General features: G+C 45.2%; 21 protein-coding genes, 1 pseudogene and 2 riboswitches. Of the genes and pseudogenes, 1 reads left to right on the top strand and 21 read right to left on the bottom strand.

From position 1 onward, the window contains the following. The coding region (locus ACKI5G_RS04660; RefSeq protein WP_407398098.1) for a hypothetical protein at positions 1 to 905 on the bottom strand (905 nt) is incomplete at its 3' end. Between the two features lie 523 nt (positions 906 to 1428). Between ACKI5G_RS04660 and ACKI5G_RS04655 the strand changes: the two genes are divergently transcribed. Next, entirely contained in the window at positions 1429 to 1788 is a 360-nt protein-coding gene (locus ACKI5G_RS04655; protein WP_407398096.1) for a helix-turn-helix domain-containing protein, read from the top strand. A 67-nt stretch (positions 1789 to 1855) separates the two neighbouring features. Here the strand turns inward: ACKI5G_RS04655 and ACKI5G_RS04650 are convergent, their stop codons facing one another. From ACKI5G_RS04650 to ACKI5G_RS04555, 20 genes and pseudogenes are all read right to left on the bottom strand, one after another. Then, complete coding sequence (locus ACKI5G_RS04650; RefSeq protein WP_407398094.1) at positions 1856 to 3067, bottom strand: OFA family MFS transporter; 1212 nt, start codon at positions 3065 to 3067, stop codon at positions 1856 to 1858. Positions 3068 to 3127: 60 nt separating this feature from the next. Continuing rightward, positions 3128 to 3210, bottom strand: a riboswitch (ZMP/ZTP riboswitch). Positions 3211 to 3312: 102 nt separating this feature from the next. Further along, positions 3313 to 3462, bottom strand: coding sequence for a FeoB-associated Cys-rich membrane protein (locus tag ACKI5G_RS04645; protein ID WP_407398092.1), 150 nt, complete (start codon positions 3460 to 3462; stop codon positions 3313 to 3315). Positions 3463 to 3476: 14 nt separating this feature from the next. Then, complete coding sequence (feoB, locus tag ACKI5G_RS04640) at positions 3477 to 5399, bottom strand: ferrous iron transport protein B (RefSeq protein ID WP_407398090.1); 1923 nt, start codon at positions 5397 to 5399, stop codon at positions 3477 to 3479. A 2-nt stretch (positions 5400 to 5401) separates the two neighbouring features. Then, positions 5402 to 5626: a FeoA family protein gene (locus ACKI5G_RS04635; RefSeq protein WP_027396454.1), complete on the bottom strand. Its 225-nt coding sequence runs from the start codon at positions 5624 to 5626 to the stop codon at positions 5402 to 5404. A gap of 230 nt (positions 5627 to 5856) precedes the next feature. Further along, complete coding sequence (gene trmD, locus ACKI5G_RS04630) at positions 5857 to 6603, bottom strand: tRNA (guanosine(37)-N1)-methyltransferase TrmD (protein ID WP_407398088.1); 747 nt, start codon at positions 6601 to 6603, stop codon at positions 5857 to 5859. Next, the gene (rimM, locus tag ACKI5G_RS04625; protein ID WP_407398102.1) at positions 6603 to 7121 is read right to left on the bottom strand and encodes a ribosome maturation factor RimM; all 519 of its coding nucleotides are present in this window, start codon (positions 7119 to 7121) and stop codon (positions 6603 to 6605) included. The genes trmD and rimM overlap by 1 nt, the downstream gene beginning before the upstream one ends. Further along, a complete protein-coding gene (locus ACKI5G_RS04620; protein WP_027396451.1) occupies positions 7093 to 7500 on the bottom strand; it encodes a YlqD family protein in 408 nt (135 codons plus the stop codon). Before ACKI5G_RS04620 ends, rimM begins: the two co-directional genes overlap by 29 nt. Before the next feature lie 82 nt (positions 7501 to 7582). Continuing rightward, positions 7583 to 7813, bottom strand: coding sequence for a KH domain-containing protein (locus ACKI5G_RS04615; RefSeq protein WP_407398086.1), 231 nt, complete (start codon positions 7811 to 7813; stop codon positions 7583 to 7585). Between the two features lie 14 nt (positions 7814 to 7827). Further along, positions 7828 to 8103, bottom strand: coding sequence for a 30S ribosomal protein S16 (gene rpsP / locus ACKI5G_RS04610; protein ID WP_027405572.1), 276 nt, complete (start codon positions 8101 to 8103; stop codon positions 7828 to 7830). Between the two features lie 67 nt (positions 8104 to 8170). Further along, positions 8171 to 9526, bottom strand: coding sequence for a signal recognition particle protein (gene ffh / locus ACKI5G_RS04605; protein ID WP_027396448.1), 1356 nt, complete (start codon positions 9524 to 9526; stop codon positions 8171 to 8173). Then, complete coding sequence (ylxM, locus tag ACKI5G_RS04600; protein ID WP_407398083.1) at positions 9523 to 9891, bottom strand: YlxM family DNA-binding protein; 369 nt, start codon at positions 9889 to 9891, stop codon at positions 9523 to 9525. The genes ffh and ylxM overlap by 4 nt, the downstream gene beginning before the upstream one ends. 171 nt (positions 9892 to 10062) lie before the next feature. Continuing rightward, entirely contained in the window at positions 10063 to 10254 is a 192-nt protein-coding gene (gene rpmB / locus ACKI5G_RS04595) for a 50S ribosomal protein L28 (protein WP_027396446.1), read from the bottom strand. Positions 10255 to 10605: 351 nt separating this feature from the next. Next, positions 10606 to 11481: an Hsp33 family molecular chaperone HslO gene (gene hslO / locus ACKI5G_RS04590; RefSeq protein WP_407398081.1), complete on the bottom strand. Its 876-nt coding sequence runs from the start codon at positions 11479 to 11481 to the stop codon at positions 10606 to 10608. Between the two features lie 15 nt (positions 11482 to 11496). Further along, positions 11497 to 11967 (bottom strand): 6,7-dimethyl-8-ribityllumazine synthase, encoded by a 471-nt coding sequence (ribE, locus tag ACKI5G_RS04585; protein WP_407398079.1) that lies wholly within the window; start codon positions 11965 to 11967, stop codon positions 11497 to 11499. Between the two features lie 40 nt (positions 11968 to 12007). Then, positions 12008 to 13213, bottom strand: coding sequence for a bifunctional 3,4-dihydroxy-2-butanone-4-phosphate synthase/GTP cyclohydrolase II (locus ACKI5G_RS04580; RefSeq protein WP_276839897.1), 1206 nt, complete (start codon positions 13211 to 13213; stop codon positions 12008 to 12010). 12 nt (positions 13214 to 13225) lie between these two features. Then, on the bottom strand, positions 13226 to 13864 hold the full coding sequence (locus ACKI5G_RS04575) for a riboflavin synthase (protein ID WP_407398077.1): 639 nt from the start codon (positions 13862 to 13864) through the stop codon (positions 13226 to 13228). Positions 13865 to 13877: 13 nt separating this feature from the next. Beyond that, a complete protein-coding gene (gene ribD, locus ACKI5G_RS04570) occupies positions 13878 to 15005 on the bottom strand; it encodes a bifunctional diaminohydroxyphosphoribosylaminopyrimidine deaminase/5-amino-6-(5-phosphoribosylamino)uracil reductase RibD (RefSeq protein WP_407398076.1) in 1128 nt (375 codons plus the stop codon). A 174-nt stretch (positions 15006 to 15179) separates the two neighbouring features. Then, positions 15180 to 15294, bottom strand: a riboswitch (FMN riboswitch). Positions 15295 to 15327: 33 nt separating this feature from the next. Further along, entirely contained in the window at positions 15328 to 16701 is a 1374-nt protein-coding gene (brnQ, locus tag ACKI5G_RS04565) for a branched-chain amino acid transport system II carrier protein (RefSeq protein WP_407398074.1), read from the bottom strand. A gap of 79 nt (positions 16702 to 16780) precedes the next feature. After that, positions 16781 to 16963 (bottom strand): rubredoxin, encoded by a 183-nt coding sequence (locus ACKI5G_RS04560; protein WP_407398100.1) that lies wholly within the window; start codon positions 16961 to 16963, stop codon positions 16781 to 16783. A gap of 132 nt (positions 16964 to 17095) precedes the next feature. Then, positions 17096 to 17842 (bottom strand): annotated as a pseudogene (locus ACKI5G_RS04555) (MBL fold metallo-hydrolase); the annotation flags it as partial. Positions 17843 to 17998 lie beyond the last annotated feature (156 nt).

The raw sequence follows: 17998 nt of genomic DNA, 5'->3' as shown, positions 1-17998 counted from the left end.
TGGGTCTGCTCACGGGCAGTAGGACCACCAGAGCTACCGCCCGCCCCTCCAGATGCCTCGCTCCCCGTATCTGCGGTATAAATCAGATCATCAGCTGTACCGTCATTATCACCATCCGCGACAGAGGCTGTGCCAGTCCCCTCCAGCGTCGTACCAACTGTATATCTGCCATATGCAATGTTGTTTGTCGGATAGTTAGCCATTTTGTTTTGAATAAGTATCGTATAGGTCCCCTTCACAGGAAGTTCATTCAAATTTGAGAAATTAATATCGACGGTATTAATAGTTGGCCTTGTACCATTGGTGTTTTTGATTCCGTCGGGCCCAGTCAGTCTGAGGGCAGGAGTGCCCCATTTTGCTTCCTTGATATTGATAGTTTCAAAGTTAGCAACTTCGTAAGCACTGTTCGCGCCATAAAGGTTCAAGGTGTTCCCTGTGACATTTAGAATGGCACCGAGACCACCATATAAATAGCTATATACCGTGCTGTTTTCCAGCGTAACAATATTATTCTGGGCTTCACCATTATTACAATGACTACCGTATACATTTTTCACTATGCTGTTTACCAATTTAACACGATTGCCATTGGCATTACCATTTCCAGTGTAAGCCCCATTTACATCTAACCATTGGCCATAAGCCTCCCCTGACACTACATCCTTTAATTCCACTGAATATCCGCTGATGTTGCCGCTGTCTGTTCTTCCCCCTGTTATTTTCCAAGCATTCCATGTCCCGCCGGTAAAGGAAAACTTCTTGGTAGTGGAATCATACGACACCATATCAATAGTTACGCCACCAGGATATTTTGCCACAGCCTCGGCCCCTGTATATTCTGTTGGGTACTCCCAAACCGCAATTTCATTATTTTCAGTATAAATTTCACTAGCTGCCATGGCCACCCCGCTGCCCCCTATCCACAGGGATACAGCCAGTGCCAATGCCATCTGGGCTTTTTTGCCTTTCCAGCCATTACTATTAGGATGTATTGTTTTACCGATGTCCCCCCCCTAGTGGACTATTATACTTATTTCCTTTCATTTACATTTCCTCCCTGCGTAACTTTTGTGCCATAAAACACTTTTTTCCTCTTGCCTAAATATTTAGCATTAAAAAATAAAAAATACAATACCAAATCAAAAAGTGCGCGGATTTTTCAAAAAGTGTGGCGTTTTTAGACTTTTTGACCTTTCTTTTATAACAATTTTATTATAATACAGGGGAAATCTATGTTTTTAAATAGATACATTAAAAACAAAAAAAGAGCTGCCGAAGCAGCCCATCAATAAATATAAATGTGAATATGGTAATGCCGTTTTTAAAACCTGTTTTACAACAGTCTGAATTTTTCTTTCATATAGAGGAAAAATTTGAACAATGGCGTTATAATAATATCAGAGAATGAACACATAGGATGTGGCTGATATGTTTACAGATTTTGCACATAGATTAAAGGAATTGCGCCTGTCAAAGGATTTGACCCAAAAGGAATTTTCTGACCTGCTGAAAATCAGTCAAAGCACAGTTTCCATGTATGAAAGCGGGCAGCGTGAGCCAAGCCGTGAGGTATTGGAAATTTATGCCAAGTTTTTCAAGGTGGACATGAGCTACTTCACAGGCAAGGACAAAAAGCAGGTAGTCATCGATATTATTTCTCCCGCCCCTGAGGACCCGAACCCTGATAAGAATATGGACAAAAGGCTAATCGCTGCCTATCACAAAGCTCCTGAGCATATCCAAAGAATCGTTTCCGTGTGTCTGGAGCCATATATAGATGAAAAATAAAAAGCACTGGCAAACGGAGCTGATTATCAGCCCGGCCCCAGTGCTTCATTCTTTATTTAATGTATTATCAATGAGTTTCAACAAGTGCATGAACCCTCTTGCGACGTCCATAGGTTTTCAGTACGAGGGCAATAAGGAAATTTATCACAAAGCAGCCAGCAAAGAAATACAAAGTATAGCCATAGCCGCTGGTATTTTCCCTAAAAACAGCAATAATAGATGGCCCAGCAATTCCTGCCAGCCCCCAGGCGGTCAAAATTCGGCCATGAATGGCACTAAGCTCTCTAGTACCGAACAAATCAGAAAGATATGCCGGCATACAGGAAAAACCACCTCCGTAACAGCTTATAATTAATAAAATAAGCAGCTGGAAAATCATTGCATCTACAGTGTTGGCCAAATGATAAAATGCGGCAATTTCAATAAGGAAAAACATAATATATGTCATTCCCCTGCCAATATAATCGGAAACGGTGGACCAGATAATACGTCCAGCCCCGTTTAAAAGGCCGATAATACCTACCATAGATGCAGCAGCTGCCGCGTCCATGCCCACTACCTCCTGAGCCATTGGTGAAGCTACGGAAAGCAGTCCAATTCCACAGGTAATATTTACGAAGAAAATCCACCACAGAGCGGAGAACTGCCATGTCTTTACTGCCTCATTGGCTGTAGCTCCCTGATGGGCGTTTTCCCTCACTTCGATGTCGCTACTGATTGCCGGTGGCTTTAAGTAAAGGGCAGACATGCTCATAATAACTATATATACTGCACCCAATATCAAGAAATTGTTTCTTAAACCATACTCGCCTGTGAGATACTGCATAACCGGACCCGCCACCAATGCTGCAAAGCCAAAGCCCATAATGGCAAGACCGGTGGCAAAGCCCCGATGGTTAGGGAAATACTTTACCAATGTGGATACCGGTGTTATATAGCCAATCCCCAAGCCTATACCACCAATAATACCATAAAATAGATACAGCATGGCCAAACTGCCAGCTTCAATGGCAAGGGCTGTACCCAGCATCCCCGTTCCAAAAAACAGGGTAGCCAAAAGGCCGCTTTTCTTTGGTCCCAGCTTTTCCACAAAGCTGCCCAAAAAACCGGCAGACAAGCCCAAAAAAAGAATGGCCAGAGAAAAGGTCCAGGTGGTTTCCTTCAGGGTAATTCCCATCTCGGTCATAATAGGCTTGGTCAATACACTCCAAGCGTACACACTGCCAATGGAAATATGAATACCAATAGCAGCCAGGGCAATAAGCCAACGATTCCGCATGTACATCAATCCTTTCTGCACCACAAAAAGGATTTGCCGAAAATAAAAACCATCCGGACAAATCCTTGCCCAGACGGTCGGCTTATCATAATTTTCCGGTACATGTGGTGAACTCCACTGATCCGTCAGCACCGAAAAACCTATTCACTTCAACGCAATCATTTTATATTTTTTTCCAATACATGTCAATAAAAAACTGGAGAACTATCTGTACATCAGTACAATATTTCTCCAGTTTTAATTATTCATTTTCTGCTAATACAGTTGCTGCCACAACCGCAACCACAATCTGAGCCACAGCAATCATGCTTGCCTGAACGGAAATTGTTCCATACATGACGTCCGGCAAAACCGAGTAATATTAACAGTATTAAACCAATTACGTAAGTTGCCATAATAGGAGCCCCCTTTATTCAAAGCCCAACAACTTTCCTCCCTGGTATACTATCAGAGAAACTACCCATGCCAAAGCGAACATATACCCGGCTGCAAAGAACATCATCTTCCAGCTGTTAGTTTCCTTTTTGATGGTACCCAATGCAGTTACGCATGGAGTATAAATCTGGGAGAATACCATGAAGGCCAAAGCAGACAGGCTGGTGAAGGCCGCTGCCATACCAGTAGCACCAAGAGCCTCAGCAGTCTCTACAGCATCCTCAGCCTCGGCAGAAATATCTGGGAGACCATAAAGAACTCCAATAGTAGAAACAACGGATTCCTTTGCCAAAATACCGGAAATAACCGCTGCACCAGCTTCCCAGTTGCCAAATCCATGGAAGGTAAAGATAGCACCAACAACTGCACCGATGGAAGCCAAGAAAGACTCACTCTGCTCCTCTACCATACCATCCATATTAAATGCACCAAGGAACCAAATAAGTACACAACCTACAAAGATGATTGTACCAGCTTTTACCAGATAACCTTTACCCTTATCCCAGGTTTCCAAAAGAACAGTCTTCATATCCGGCATTCTGTATGGAGGCAGCTCCAACAGGAAGGTAGCAGTTTCATCCTTGTATCTGGCCGCAGTCAACAGCTTAGTAGAAACAATCGCCATAACTACGCCCACGATATACATAGCAAATACCACATTTGCTGCATCATCAGGGAAGAACATAGCCGCAAACAGGGCCATGATAGGCAGTTTAGCTCCACAGGTCAGGAAAGGTGCTGCCAAAATAGACAGGATACGATCCTTTTCATTATCCAGTGCCCGGGCACCCATGATGGAAGGAACACCACAACCAAAGCCCATCATCAACGGCATTACGCTCTTACCGCTGAGACCGGCACGACGCATAATAGGGTCCATGATGAACGCTACACGAGCCATGTAACCGGTACCATCCAAGAAGCTCAAGCAGAAGAACAGCATGAAAATAAGCGGAACGAAAATAATAACGGAACCAACACCGCCAATAATACCATCAAGAATAAGTGCCTGCATCCAATCGGCAACCTCGGCTCCTTCTAAAGCACCTGCTACCCACTCTGTAAAGTCGCCGGTAATAACCTCTTCCAGGGCATCAGCAATCGGCTGACCAATCCACTCGAAGGTAATCTGGAACACAGCATAGAGAATAGCCAGGAATAGTGGCAGGGCCAAAACGCCATTAGCCAAAACAGAATCCAGCTTCTCAGTAAGGGTGGATCCTACACTGGAGAACTCAGCCACTTCAGACAGAATCTCATCAATAAACGCATAACGCTGTTTGATAATAGCCTCCTGAAGATCCATACCAGTAAGGCCGCTGTTCTCGATTTCCTGAATCTTGGCAATATGGGCCTGAAGGTCTTCACTAGGACCGTAGCTTTCCATAGAAACAGAGGTAAATACATTAAGAAGATTCTTTATGCTCTTACCATCCCGTGCCACGGTAAGTAACACAGGATACCCCAGCTTCTTTTCCAGCTTCTTGACATCGATCTTAATGCCACGGCGCTTAGCCTCGTCCTGCATATTCAAGTCCAGCATAAGGGGAATGCCCTTTTCCAACAGCTGTACAGTCAAGAACAGGTTTCTTTCCAGATTGGAGGAATCAATAACGTCAACCACCAAATCCAGCTGAGCTTCCTGCAAATAATCAATTACAATCTTTTCCTCAGGACTTCTTGCATTTACACTGTATGTACCAGGCAAATCAATTACCTGAATGTGCTTGCCCTCGAAGGTTACGTGACCTTCCTTCTTGTCTACAGTAACACCAGGCCAGTTACCAATTTTCTGTCTGGCCCCAGTTATTTCATTGAAAATAGTAGATTTACCAGTATTAGGATTACCGGTAAGTGCTACCCTTATAATGTTATTATCCATTGCCATTGTTGCCATTATCATCCCACCTGCGTAACTTCAATCTTGTCTGCATCTTCACGGCGCATTGCCAAATTATAAGAACGAATACCGATTGCCATTGGGTCACCCAACGGTGCGGAACGAAGTACCTTCACAGTAGTACCTGGAATAAGTCCCATAGTCATGAGCCGCTCTTTTAACAATGAATCTCCAATGTTCTCCACTCTGACGGACATGCCAGTTTTGCACTCTTTAAGAGTCATTTTCATACCTCCCCACAACTCTATTCATCGTTTTATAAACCTATAACATCCACGTCATGATTTTTAAAACGAGAATTACTATCATTAACATAGATTATGATATCCCTTCTCATTTTGTTTGTCAAGTGAAAAGAGCTATCATTTTCAAGGAGTTTAGGGGTTTTGAGGCTTTTGTCGCATTTTTTTAAACAAAATAAAAAATAGCAGTTAGCCTCATAAAGGGATAACTGCTATTTCTGTATATTCTGCTCCTTTAACTGAGCAAGATATTTAATGTCCTCCTTGGTCAGCTCTGCTGTTTCCAGCAAATCCGGACGATTACGCAGGGTAATCTCCAAGGATTTCTCACGACGCCATTTGGCGATTTTGGCATGATCGCCGGACAATAACACATCTGGCACTGCCATACCTTCAAATTCCCGTGGACGGGTATACTGGGGATGCTCCAGCAAACCATTATAGAAGGAATCGGTAGGAGCAGACTCCTCGGAGCCCAACACTCCTGGCAGCATACGGGACACAGCATCCGTAATAATCATTGCCGGCAGTTCACCGCCGGTAAGGACAAAATCCCCAATGGAGATGATTTCATCAGCCAGATTCTCACTTATACGGGCGTCAAAGCCCTCATAATGACCGCAAATGATAATAAGCTGGTCATACTGGGCCAATTCTCTGGCCTTGGCCTGATTAAATACCGTGCCCTCGGGACTCATTAAGAGAACCAGACGATTGGTATAATCCGTCGTTGCCTTCACATGACGGACCGCCTTAAACATTGGCTCCGGCTTTATAACCATACCGCTGCCACCACCAAAGGGAGAATCATCCATCTGTTGGTGCTTGCCTTCCGCAAAATCTCGTGGATTGGTAATTTTTATGTCAAGAATACCGTTCTCCACTGCCCGTCTTGTAATACTGTCCCCAAAGGGACCTTCAAACATGGCGGGAAAAAGGGATAGAATATCTATACGCATCAGATTTCCTCCGGCATATCCACAACCATGCGGCCCTCTTTGATGTTGATTTCCTTTACCACAGCTTTAAGGGCAGGAATCATCAGCTGCTTGGCCTCGCCCTTCTTTGAAGCCACATAAACATCGTTGGCACCAGTCTTCAATACGTCAGTAACAAAGCCCTGGGATACGCCATCCATGTCAAAGACCTCCAGACCTATTATGTCGAAGGTATAATATTCACCTTCTTCAAGAGGCATGGCGTCCTTCTTGTCAACATAGAGCAAGGAACCGGTAAACTGAGCCACTTCCTCACGGGAAGGATACTGCTTAAATTTAATGATAACAAACTGCTTGTGATATTTTACGGAAGCCACATCCAGCAGCTCATCACCTACATAAACCTGTTTTAATTCTTCAAACCGCTCTGGAAAATCTGTCAATGGAATAACACGGAGCTCGCCACGAATACCGTGAGGAGCTCCTGCTTTACCAATGACAATTCGATTATCAGCTGCGGATGGCGATGATAACGTCATCTTCAACAACAACCTCCACATTAAACTGGTCACGAACATTGTCGCCCTTTTTCAGTTCAACGAAACGCTCAGTAGTACCCTGAACGATTTCCGCACCCAGAACCAGCTTCTCAGTATCAGTGATGCGGGCCTCAGTCTGAGCAATGAAATCCTCACGCTTCTGACGCTCGATACCGAAATGCTGATGAATCATAGCCAACTGCTCCTGATCCTCTTCACCAACTTCGGAAACAGCGCGGTTTTCCTGGATGTTAATCTGCTGAATCTCAAGCTGGGCCTGGTTGATACCGGTACGGAATTCCTCCAGCATCTTTTCTCTCAGCTTTTCAGTCAGCTTAGCCTTAATGGTCATTGGGAACTTTACTAAAACACTGTCCATTGTGAAAAAATCCTCCAATTATAGAAATTGCGGCAAGCATCCCCTAAAGTGGACATACATTGCCGCATATTAAGCCGATGCCTCAGCTTATGATTTCTACATTAACTTTTTTATCCTCGCGAGTAGCAGCAGCCTTGACAACGGTACGCAATGCTTTCGCAATGCGGCCCTGCTTGCCAATCACCTTACCCATGTCCTCTGTAGCAACATGAAGCTCATAGATGACTACATTATCTTCTTCCTTCTCGTTGATAACAACCTCGGAAGGATTGTCTACCAGGGACTTCGCGATAATCTCAACTATCTCTTTCATGCTATGCCTCTTTCTTAGTTCTTAGCATGCTTAGCTGCATCAAACTTAGCCATGATGCCCTGCTTGGAGAATAAGGAACGAACGGTATCAGTAGGCTGTGCACCCTTTGCCATCCATTCAAGAGCCTTCTCTTCGTCGATGTTTACAACTGCTGGCTCCTTAGTGGAGTCATAGTTACCAACGATTTCGATGAAACGGCCATCACGTGGAGCACGGGAATCAGCTACAACAATACGATAGAATGGGGACTTCTTAGCACCCATACGGTTCAGACGAATCTTTACTGCCATTTTGAAATTCACCTCCTTAGGATTGGTATATCTAAACTCTATTATATAGAAGATATACTTATATATATCAATGCATGAATGGAAGCTTGAAGCCTCCGAAGCCTTTACGGCCTCCCTGCATCTTTTTAACCTTCTTCATCATCTTGCGCATCTCCTCAAACTGCTTCAGGAGACGATTTACATCCTGTACGCGGGTGCCGCTGCCTGCTGCAATACGCTTTCTGCGGCTGCCGTTGATGATGCTTGTATTGGCTCTTTCCTTTGGGGTCATGGAGCGGATAATTGCCTCCACCTGGCGCATTTCCTTGCCATTAAGGTCAATTTCTCTGTCGCCAAGCTTTTTCTTTATATCCCCCATGCCAGGAATAAGGCTCATTATGTTTTCCAGGGAACCCAATTTCTTGATCTGCTGCATCTGGGCAAGGAAATCATCCAGAGTGAAGTCATCCTTGCGGAACTTCTTCTCCATCTCCTTGGCCTGAGCCTCATCAAAGGTAGCCTGGGCCTTTTCAATCAAGGAAAGAACATCGCCCATTCCCAAAATTCGGGAAGCCATACGATCCGGGTAGAATGGCTCCAAAGCTTCCAGCTTCTCGCCCATACCCACAAATTTTACAGGACAACCGGTAACTGCCTTTACGGAAAGTGCCGCACCACCGCGGGAGTCACCATCCAGCTTCGTAAGCACCAGACCATCAAGGCCCAAGTCCTTATTAAAGCTCTCAGCTACGTTTACAGCATCCTGACCGGTCATGGCATCAACCACCAAAAGAATCTCGTGTGGTTTCACCTGACCCTTTATATCCTTTAACTCCTGCATCAGCTCTTCATTGATGTGAAGTCTACCAGCGGTATCGATGATGACCACATCGTTGGCGTGAGTAAATGCATAGTTTAAAGATGACTTTGCTATGGTAACAGCATCAGTCCCCGGCTCCATGGAGAATACGGGAATATCCAGCTGCTTACCAATGACCTGCAACTGAGTAACCGCCGCCGGCCTATATATATCTGCCGCAACCAGCACCGGACGCTTGCCCTGCTTTTTAAGGGAAAGTCCCAGCTTACCAGCTGAAGTAGTCTTACCAGCACCCTGCAGACCCACCATCATAATAATAGTTGGTGGATTTGGGGACATATTGATACGGCTCTGGGAGCCGCCCATCAGCTCTGTGAGCTCCTCGTTAACGATCTTGATAACGAGCTGAGCCGGCGTAAGTGCTTCCATGACATCCTGACCGATGGCACGCTCTTTTACGCGTTTTACAAAGTCCTTAACGACCTTGAAGTTTACATCGGCCTCAAGAAGTGCCATTCGCACTTCCCGCATGGCTTCATTTACGTCATCCTCTGTGAGCTTGCCATGTCCGCGAAGCTTTTTAAATGTTTCCTGCAGACGATCTGCCAAACCTTCAAAAATCAATCTAATTCCTCCTGAACCTTGCTGGTATATGGAGCAAGCTTCATAAGTATATGATTTGCTTCCTTCTCATCCATCTTTTTACTGGAAGAAAGCTGGGAAATATCATCGTAAATCTCAGTAAGCTCCTGACGCTGTTCTCTAAGGCGTTGTGCTAAACCGAGCTTTTTTTCATAGGCTGCCATGGTCTGCTCCGAGCGGTGCAATATATCATATACAGCCTGTCTGGAAACTGCCAAATCCTCTCCAATCTCTGACATGGAGAAGTCCTCAAAAAGATGCATACTTAAACACTTCTGTTGTTTATCCGTCAGCAGTGGCCCATAAATATCAAAGAGCTCTGCCAGATATAAACGCTGTTCAAGCATTGAAAACACCCACTTTCAAGGCACAGTTTATCCCGACCATAGTTATTATAGCCATCTCCTAATATGTTGTCAAGTATTTTTCCTTGTCATATTGTATTAATCCATAAGAAAAGCCGATAACGGAAGTTATCGGCTTTTCTTATGATATATCAATCGATATTTTGCAAAAAATTAGAGGGCTCTTTCAACCTTACCGGTACGCAGGCAGCGAGTGCAAACATTTACACGCTTGATTTCGCCTTCTACAACGGCACGTACGCGCTGGATATTTGGCTTCCAGGAGCGCTTGGTCTTCAGATGGGAATGGCTGACATTGTTGCCGGACAGCTCACCCTTACCGCATACTTCACATAAACTTGCCATATAGCACACCTCCTTAACGTTTCATCGGCGCATAGTCGCATATATGTAAATTATCTGTACATAGTCCTATACACACAAACAAAAAGATTATAGCACAATAAGGCTGTCAAATGCAACCCCTTGGCAGCAAATATTTTTTGCCCCACGCTAACGGGTGCTAATATTCCACACTATAAAACGGAATATAAGCACCTGTAAGCTCTGGATTAATTCGACTAAATTCAGTGAAAAACTAAAGCTATCACTGAATAAGTCTCATTGAACTGTCCATATCGCCAAAGGATTTCGCACAGTACAGTATAATCTATTGCCAAATTATACTATCATTTTTCTAATTCAAATGCAAGAAGATTATCGAACACCGTCTGCCAGCTTCATAAGATGCTCCAGCTCGTCCTTTTCAAACTGGTACTTCTCGCCACAGAACTGACAGCATACCTCAGCATGGCCATCCTGTACCAGCTGCTCCATATCCTTATGACTAAGGCTAAGAAGAACATCCTCGATTCTTTCACGGTTACACTTGCACTTAAAGGCCAAATCCGTAGTAGTGAGATAATCCACATCAAAATCTGCCATAAGCTCCGCAATAATTCCCTTGGCGTCAACGCCATCAGCAATCATGGAGGAAACAGGGCGCACCTTCTTCAAGGCCTCCTCCACACGGGTAATGATCTCCTCGTCAGCATCCGGCATCATCTGAAGGATAAAGCCGCCAGAGGCCATTGCTCTGCGATCAGTACCCACCAATACGCCAAGGCCCACGCTGGAGGCTGTCTGCTCAGATACAAATAGATAGTTAGTGAGATCCTCGGCAATTTCCCCGGACACGATTTCCGAGCTGCCCCGCATTGGGTCGCCAAGACCGGTGAAGCGGGTTACTTGCACCATACCCTGACCTACTGCACCACCCACGTCCAGCTTGCCATTTTCCTTTAATGGGAGATCCACATGGGGATTCCCCACATAGCCACGTACATAACCCTCAGGAGTAGCGTCAGCGGTAATGTAGCCCAATGGGCCATTTCCCTGAAAGCTTACTGTAAGAGCCTCCTTATTTTTAAGGTTAGCTGCCATCAAAAGGGCACCCGTCATGGTACGTCCAAGAGCTGCTGCTGCAGTTGGAGAGCAGTCATGACGACGGATAGCCTCATTTACCAGATCAGTGGTAACTGCTGCATATATTCTTACACCCTTGGTAATTGCTTTTACTAAAGTATCAGACATTTCATCAATCCTATCTTAGAGCTGCTTTAAGAGATTTGCCATCTCAATAGCGGTCATAGCACCATCAGCACCCTTGTTACCAGCCTTGGTACCAGCACGCTCAATAGCCTGCTCGATATTCTCGGTGGTAACAACACTGAAGGTTACAGGAACGCCGGTGGACATGCTGGCCTGAGCAATGCCCTTGGCAGCCTCGTTGCAAACATAATCATAATGGGTGGTAGAACCACGGATTACAGTACCCAAAGCGATAATAGCATCGTACTTGCCGGACTCAGCCATCTTCTTGGAAACCAGTGGCAGCTCATAGGCACCAGGTACCCAAGCTACAGTTATATCATCCTCAGCAGCACCATGACGATGAAGTGTGTCCAAAGCGCCTCCCAGCAGCTTAGATGTCAAAAACTCATTGAAACGGGCAACTACAATACCAATTTTCAAGCCCTGGGCATTAAGCATTCCTTCCAAAACTTTAACTTCTTTCATACCATATTCCTCCATAAAAAGATTTTAATTAAAACAAACATCAGATTTTTTCAGCTAATATATGACCCATCTTGGTTTTCTTTACCTTCATGTAGTTCTGATTATATTCGTTGGTAGGTACCTCCAGAGCTACTCTGTCCACGATCTTAAGACCATAGCCCTCAAGTCCGGCACGCTTTGCAGGGTTGTTTGTCATAAGGCGAATGGTGGTCAGTCCCATATCTGCCAAAATCTGGGCACCGATACCATAGTCGCGCTCATCTGGAGCAAAGCCCAAAAGTACATTGGCCTCAACAGTATCCTTGCCATGGTCCTGCAGCTCATAAGCACGCATCTTGTTGCCAAGACCAATGCCACGGCCCTCCTGACGCATATAAAGAACCATACCTTCACCCTCGGCCTCAATACGCTTCAAGGCTGTAGCCAGCTGTTCACCGCAGTCGCAGCGCAGAGAACCAAGGGCATCACCAGTGAGGCACTCGGAGTGAACGCGAACCAACACATTCTCCTTACCCTTAACATCACCCTTTACAATAGCCAAATGGCACTTGCCATCCAGCTTGCTTTCATAGGCATGAATGCGGAAATGACCATACTTGCTAGGCAAATCTGCCTCAGCAATTTTTTCCACGAAACACTCAGTACGTTTTCTGTACTCAATCAGAGCCTTTACGGTAATGAGCTTCAGTCCATGCTCCTTGGAGAATTCAATAAGGCGTGGTGTACGCATCATGTGACCATCATCATCCATAATCTCGCAGCAAAGACCTGCTGGAGCAAGGCCAGCCAGCTTAGCCAAATCAGTAGTAGTCTCAGTATGACCAGCACGGCGAAGTACACCACCTGGAACACTGCGCAGCGGGAATACATGGCCAGGGCGACGGAAATTCTCCGGCTTAGCCGTTGGGTCAATGAGGCGTTTTACGGTTTCACAACGCTCAAAGGCGGAGATACCTGTGGTGGTGGTATCAGCATCTACAGATACAGTAAATGCTGTTTCATGGTTATCAGTATTGTTGGATACCATTGGGAAAATCTCCAACCGATCCAAATATTCTGCCTCCATAGGGGTACAAATAAGCCCCTTAGCATAGGTGGCCATGAAGTTCACGTGTTCAGGTGTCAGTGTCTCGGCGGCTACAATAAGGTCACCTTCGTTTTCCCTGTCCTCGTCGTCAACTACGACTACCATATTTCCCTTACGAATTTCTTCGATTGCTTCTTCAACTGTTGCAAAATCTGACATAAATCTCGCTCCTTAAAAACCATTATTTTTCAGAAAATCCATGGTGATACGGCTCACATTTCCCTTAGGCATTTCCTTAGGCTGCATGAGCTTCTCCACGTATTTTCCGATAACATCATTTTCAATATTAATTGTTGAACCAGCCTTTTTGCTGGACAAATTAGTCACCTGCCGTGTATGGGGTATCAGTGAAACGGTAAAATCACTGTCTGTAACCTCCGCCACTGTAAGACTGATACCATCAAGAGCCACAGAGCCCTTCTCCACAATATGTCTTAAAATATCCTTCTCTGGGGAAATCTTCATCAGAATAGCATTCTGTTCCTCCTTCAGAGAAACGATATACCCTACTCCGTCAATGTGACCGCTAACGATATGACCACCAAGACGGCTCTGCAGTGTAAGGGCCCTTTCCAAATTAACAGGACTGCCCTTTTTAAGCTCCGCCAATGATGTGCGACGAATAGTTTCCGGCATTACATCGGCGTCAAAGCTGCCACTGTCAAATCTGGTAACCGTCAGACATACACCATTTACGGCAATACTGTCACCCAGCTGCACATCCTGAAGGACCTTGGAGGCCTTTATAGTAAGGCTCCCGCCACCAATACTGTGTACAGAGCCAACCTCTTCAATTATTCCTGTAAACATCTAATCACCTGACCTACCTTGCCACATTGGCAGTAATGAGAATATCACCGTCAATAAGCTCAGTTGTTGTATCTGTTAACCTCACTGCCTGACTAAGCTCACCAAAGCCCTCCCCCTCCACCGGGGTAAGAGCATTTCTGCCTCCGATGAGCTTCGGTGCAATAAAGGCATAAACCTTATCCACAAGCCCCGCCTTCAGCATAGAGAAGTTAAGCTGGCCGCCACCTTCCACCAAAACTGAACAGATATTCATTTCAGCCAATTTCTTTAACAGCTGAGGCAAATCCACCTTGTCCTCACCAGCAGAAATTACCTGAACACCTGCGTCCCTAAGGTCCTGAACCGCCCCGGCACTGGCTGCACCGGATACAGCCACTATGGTCTGAGCCTTGCCATCAGTAACCAGATTGGAATCCAATGGAAGTCTTGCTTTACTGTCCACCACTATACGCACAGGATTTTTCCCCATATTATTAGGAAGTCTTGTGGTAAGACTCGGATTGTCCTTAATGGCGGTGTTAATACCAACCATAATACCATCATATATATCCCGCAGCTCGTGGGTACGTAATCTGGAGGCCTCATTGGTTATCCACTGGGACTGCCCCGTGGCTGTGGCAATCTTTCCGTCCAATGACATGGCGGTCTTTAAGGCCACAAACGGTATCTCCTTGGTAATCCACTTCAGAAATACCTCGTTGAGCTTTTTGGCTTCATTCTCCAGTACACCGGTAACCACTTCGATACCGGCATCCTGAAGAATTTTTACGCCACGGCCGGCCACCTTGGGATTTGGATCCAGCATGGCCACCACCACCTTGACTACTCCAGCCTCCACTAATGCATTGGCGCATGGGCCTGTCCGTCCATAGTGGGAGCATGGCTCCAAGGTAACATATACTGTTGCCCCTTTAGCCAGGTCACCGGCCATATTCAGGGCATGAATTTCAGCATGGGGAGTTCCCGCCTTACGATGCCAGCCTTCGGCAATGATTCTGCCATCCTTGACGATAACAGCCCCCACCAAAGGATTTGGCGACGTTCTGCCAGTGGCATTCCTCGCCACCCGCAGGGCCTCACTCATATAAAACTCATCCTGCAATTCTATCACCTCTTTCTTATAGAAGCAAGATGAAAGCATACCGGCTTTCATCAGCCCTTACACGAAATCTAAAGTTCATCTTCATCTTTCAGATTCGATTCACTAAGATTTCCTAGCAAAATGAGATACACAGAACAGCCTATATCAAAACAAAAAGGCTGTCGAAGACGAAACTCTTCAACAGCCCCAAATGCACACAAAAACAATGTACATACAAGTCTTTTCTCATCCAGACTATACTGTCGGCCACGGAATCTCACCGTGTCATGCCATAAGGCACGCGGGCTATACCGCCGGTAGGGAATTACACCCTGCCCCAAAGACTGTATCTGTATTTCCAGTGATTATTGTAACACATCACTTATCCCACTGCAACCTTATGATTACTGCATTCGCCCTTCACCTTGTACATTACAAGGCCAATTACAAGACCAACCATGGCAGGTACCAACCAGCCGAAGCCCTGGGCAAAGAAAGGAAGATACTCAGATGCAAAGCCAACCATAGAGGATACAAAGGCAGAACCAGCCAATTCCTTAGGCAGTGCATTCATAAGATCAAACACAGCAGCAATAAGGGTAAACAAGGTAACCATACCATATACCCACTTGGAATGATTAAAGTAACCACCAACCAGGCCCAATAAGGTCAAGGTTATAGTCAATGGGTACAGGAACATCAGTACAGGAATAGCATAAACTATGATAGCGGTAAGACCTACATTGGAAATCAGCAAAGAAACTGCACCAAAGATGCAGGCCCAAGTGCGATAGCCAGGGCCCCCAGGGAACAATTCACAGAAGGTCTCGGAGCAGCTGGTTACAAGGCCGATAGCTGTTTTAAGACAAGCAAAGGTAGCAATACCAGCCAATACAAATACGCCAGCGGCACCAAAGTAGAAACCAGAAATATCAGACAGAGCCACGCCACCGTTTTCAGCCATTGGGAATACTCCCATACTCATGGTACCCATAAGAATAATCATCAAATAGATAACGGACATGATGATACCGCTAAGCACACCAGCTTTAATAGTGGAAGAAGCAATAGCCTCATTGGTACGCAGACCAAGATTCTTCATGCTGTTTACTACGATAATACCAAAAGCCAAACCAGCCATGGCATCCATGGTGTTATAGCCTTCCAGAATCCCCTTGGCAAAGGCACCGGATTCGTAATCTGCAGAAGGTGCAATATTGGCAATACTACTTACCATTGGGTTAGCAAAGGCCACCAATAGAAGGCTTCCTAAAAACACAAGGAAAATAGGTGTTAAAATCTTTCCAACCCAGGTAACAATTCCACTTGGTCTGAGGGAAAAGAACATGACAATGGCAAAGAACACCAAAGAAAAACCAAAGAGTGCCATTTCAGGACTTACACCGGTAATCATTGGCGCAATACCCATGGAAAATGGAACTGTAGCACAACGAGGAATAGCAAAGCAAGGACCAATTGTTAAATAAAGCATGCAAGTAAAGAACATGGCATACTTTTTGTTAACACGGCTGGCCAAATCCTGCAAGCCATTACCCCCGGACATACCGATGGCTGCCACTGCCAAAATAGGAATACCTACACCAGTCAAAATGAAGCCTGCAATAGCCGGCCACACGTTGCTGCCTGCCGCCTGTCCAAGATGAACAGGGAAAATAATGTTGCCAGCGCCAAAGAACATACCAAACAGCATACTGGCAACGAACAGATAATTTTTCCAACTCAATTTTTCATTCACATTAAACGCCCCTCGTATATTAATTCACAGCAAATAAAATGTTACCACTGCAATACGGGGATGTCAAAGTATTTCCACATTACGCTTTGCTGAACTTATCCTTGGATTGCTTGCAACGTGGGCATTTCCAGTCATCAGGCAAGTCCTCAAAGGCCGTGCCAGCAGGTATGCCATGCTCCGGATCACCTATGGCAGGATCGTAAACATAGCCGCAAACAGAGCAGATATATTTGCCCGTAGCCTCTTGCACCGTGTAATTCATAGCCGGTGGAATTGGCGTAGGCATATTTGCCAGCTCAACGACCTTTTTTGCCTCCAAATTTTCATATCCAAGAGGCGTATGGGTGGACAAATAAACAGTCTTGTGATTTTCTATGAAAGTGCGAACCTTATTCAGGGTATCCCGGGCCGCTGCCTTGTCCTCGGTGGCTACTGACAGCTTATTACAATATAGTGCCTCATCCGTATAGGTCACATCACCATGGATAATATAATGAAGCCCTTCGTTCTCAACTATAATTATGCTGTTACCCGTAGTATGGCCTGGGGCAAAAACATAATAAATACCATCAGCAATCTTTTGGCATTTATCGAAATTTTCATAAGCGCCATCGGTGAAATCTACCCTTACAACATTATCTCCCTTTAGTTCCATGGCATCAGCCTCAACACGGGAAATATAAATTTTGGCATTTGGAAAGCTGCGAAGCTCACCAGTATGGTCAGGATGCTTGTGGGTAACGAGGATTTTAGTAACCTGCTCCTTTTTATACCCCAGCTTGGACAGCGCTGTCACATAATCATCAATTCTCTGCCCCAAGTAAATTGGAGCATTCAAGTCCACTGCCATATCAGGATACTCCAAAGGCATTCCTGTATCCACCAGAATTACCTCTTCACCGGTGTCAATAAGAAAATTTTGCAATGTGCTGCGATATTTTACACTCTTGTCAAACTTTTCCTCGCCATCCTCCAACCCCATAGCAAAAGGCTGAGTCATAAAACCGTCTTTGTAGAGTTTTACCGCTTTGATTTCCATTTTTGTCACCCTTCCTTTCCCTTCTGTCGGTAAGGCAAAGGAACCAACTGCCATGCCGACGGCTCCAATGCCAATAGCTTTGATAAATTCACGACGATTCATGTTTCTTTGCTCCTATCTTTCCAATACACAACGACTTAAAAATATATTTTCTCTTACCAGCCCTTAGCAAAATCCTTAATTAATTCTTCAGCATTCATCAAATTACGATACAATTCTAACAATGTTTTGTGACCTATATGTGAACTATATCCCCTT

The sequence above is a fragment of the Anaerovibrio sp. genome, from assembly GCF_045637405.1.
GTDB lineage: Bacteria > Bacillota > Negativicutes > Selenomonadales > Selenomonadaceae > Anaerovibrio.
The sequence above is the reverse complement of the archived record's forward strand: the minus strand, read 5'-3'. Positions and strand labels throughout refer to the sequence as shown.

Bases quoted from the DNA above. Each gene is read 5' to 3' on its own strand.
- ACKI5G_RS04655 (WP_407398096.1), top strand. From the start codon at position 1,429: ATGTTTACAGATTTTGCACATAGATTAAAGGAATTGCGCCTGTCAAAG.
- ACKI5G_RS04650 (WP_407398094.1), bottom strand. From the start codon at position 3,067: ATGCGGAATCGTTGGCTTATTGCCCTGGCTGCTATTGGTATTCATATT.
- ACKI5G_RS04645 (WP_407398092.1), bottom strand. From the start codon at position 3,462: ATGGCAACTTACGTAATTGGTTTAATACTGTTAATATTACTCGGTTTT.
- feoB (WP_407398090.1), bottom strand. From the start codon at position 5,399: ATGGCAACAATGGCAATGGATAATAACATTATAAGGGTAGCACTTACC.
- ACKI5G_RS04635 (WP_027396454.1), bottom strand. From the start codon at position 5,626: ATGACTCTTAAAGAGTGCAAAACTGGCATGTCCGTCAGAGTGGAGAAC.
- trmD (WP_407398088.1), bottom strand. From the start codon at position 6,603: ATGCGTATAGATATTCTATCCCTTTTTCCCGCCATGTTTGAAGGTCCC.
- rimM (WP_407398102.1), bottom strand. From the start codon at position 7,121: ATGACGTTATCATCGCCATCCGCAGCTGATAATCGAATTGTCATTGGT.
- ACKI5G_RS04620 (WP_027396451.1), bottom strand. From the start codon at position 7,500: ATGGACAGTGTTTTAGTAAAGTTCCCAATGACCATTAAGGCTAAGCTG.
- ACKI5G_RS04615 (WP_407398086.1), bottom strand. From the start codon at position 7,813: ATGAAAGAGATAGTTGAGATTATCGCGAAGTCCCTGGTAGACAATCCT.
- rpsP (WP_027405572.1), bottom strand. From the start codon at position 8,103: ATGGCAGTAAAGATTCGTCTGAACCGTATGGGTGCTAAGAAGTCCCCA.
- ylxM (WP_407398083.1), bottom strand. From the start codon at position 9,891: ATGCTTGAACAGCGTTTATATCTGGCAGAGCTCTTTGATATTTATGGG.
- rpmB (WP_027396446.1), bottom strand. From the start codon at position 10,254: ATGGCAAGTTTATGTGAAGTATGCGGTAAGGGTGAGCTGTCCGGCAAC.
- hslO (WP_407398081.1), bottom strand. From the start codon at position 11,481: ATGTCTGATACTTTAGTAAAAGCAATTACCAAGGGTGTAAGAATATAT.
- ribE (WP_407398079.1), bottom strand. From the start codon at position 11,967: ATGAAAGAAGTTAAAGTTTTGGAAGGAATGCTTAATGCCCAGGGCTTG.
- ACKI5G_RS04580 (WP_276839897.1), bottom strand. From the start codon at position 13,213: ATGTCAGATTTTGCAACAGTTGAAGAAGCAATCGAAGAAATTCGTAAG.
- ACKI5G_RS04575 (WP_407398077.1), bottom strand. From the start codon at position 13,864: ATGTTTACAGGAATAATTGAAGAGGTTGGCTCTGTACACAGTATTGGT.
- ribD (WP_407398076.1), bottom strand. From the start codon at position 15,005: ATGCTTTCATCTTGCTTCTATAAGAAAGAGGTGATAGAATTGCAGGAT.
- ACKI5G_RS04560 (WP_407398100.1), bottom strand. From the start codon at position 16,963: ATGAATTACACGGTGCAAGAGGCTACGGGCAAATATATCTGCTCTGTT.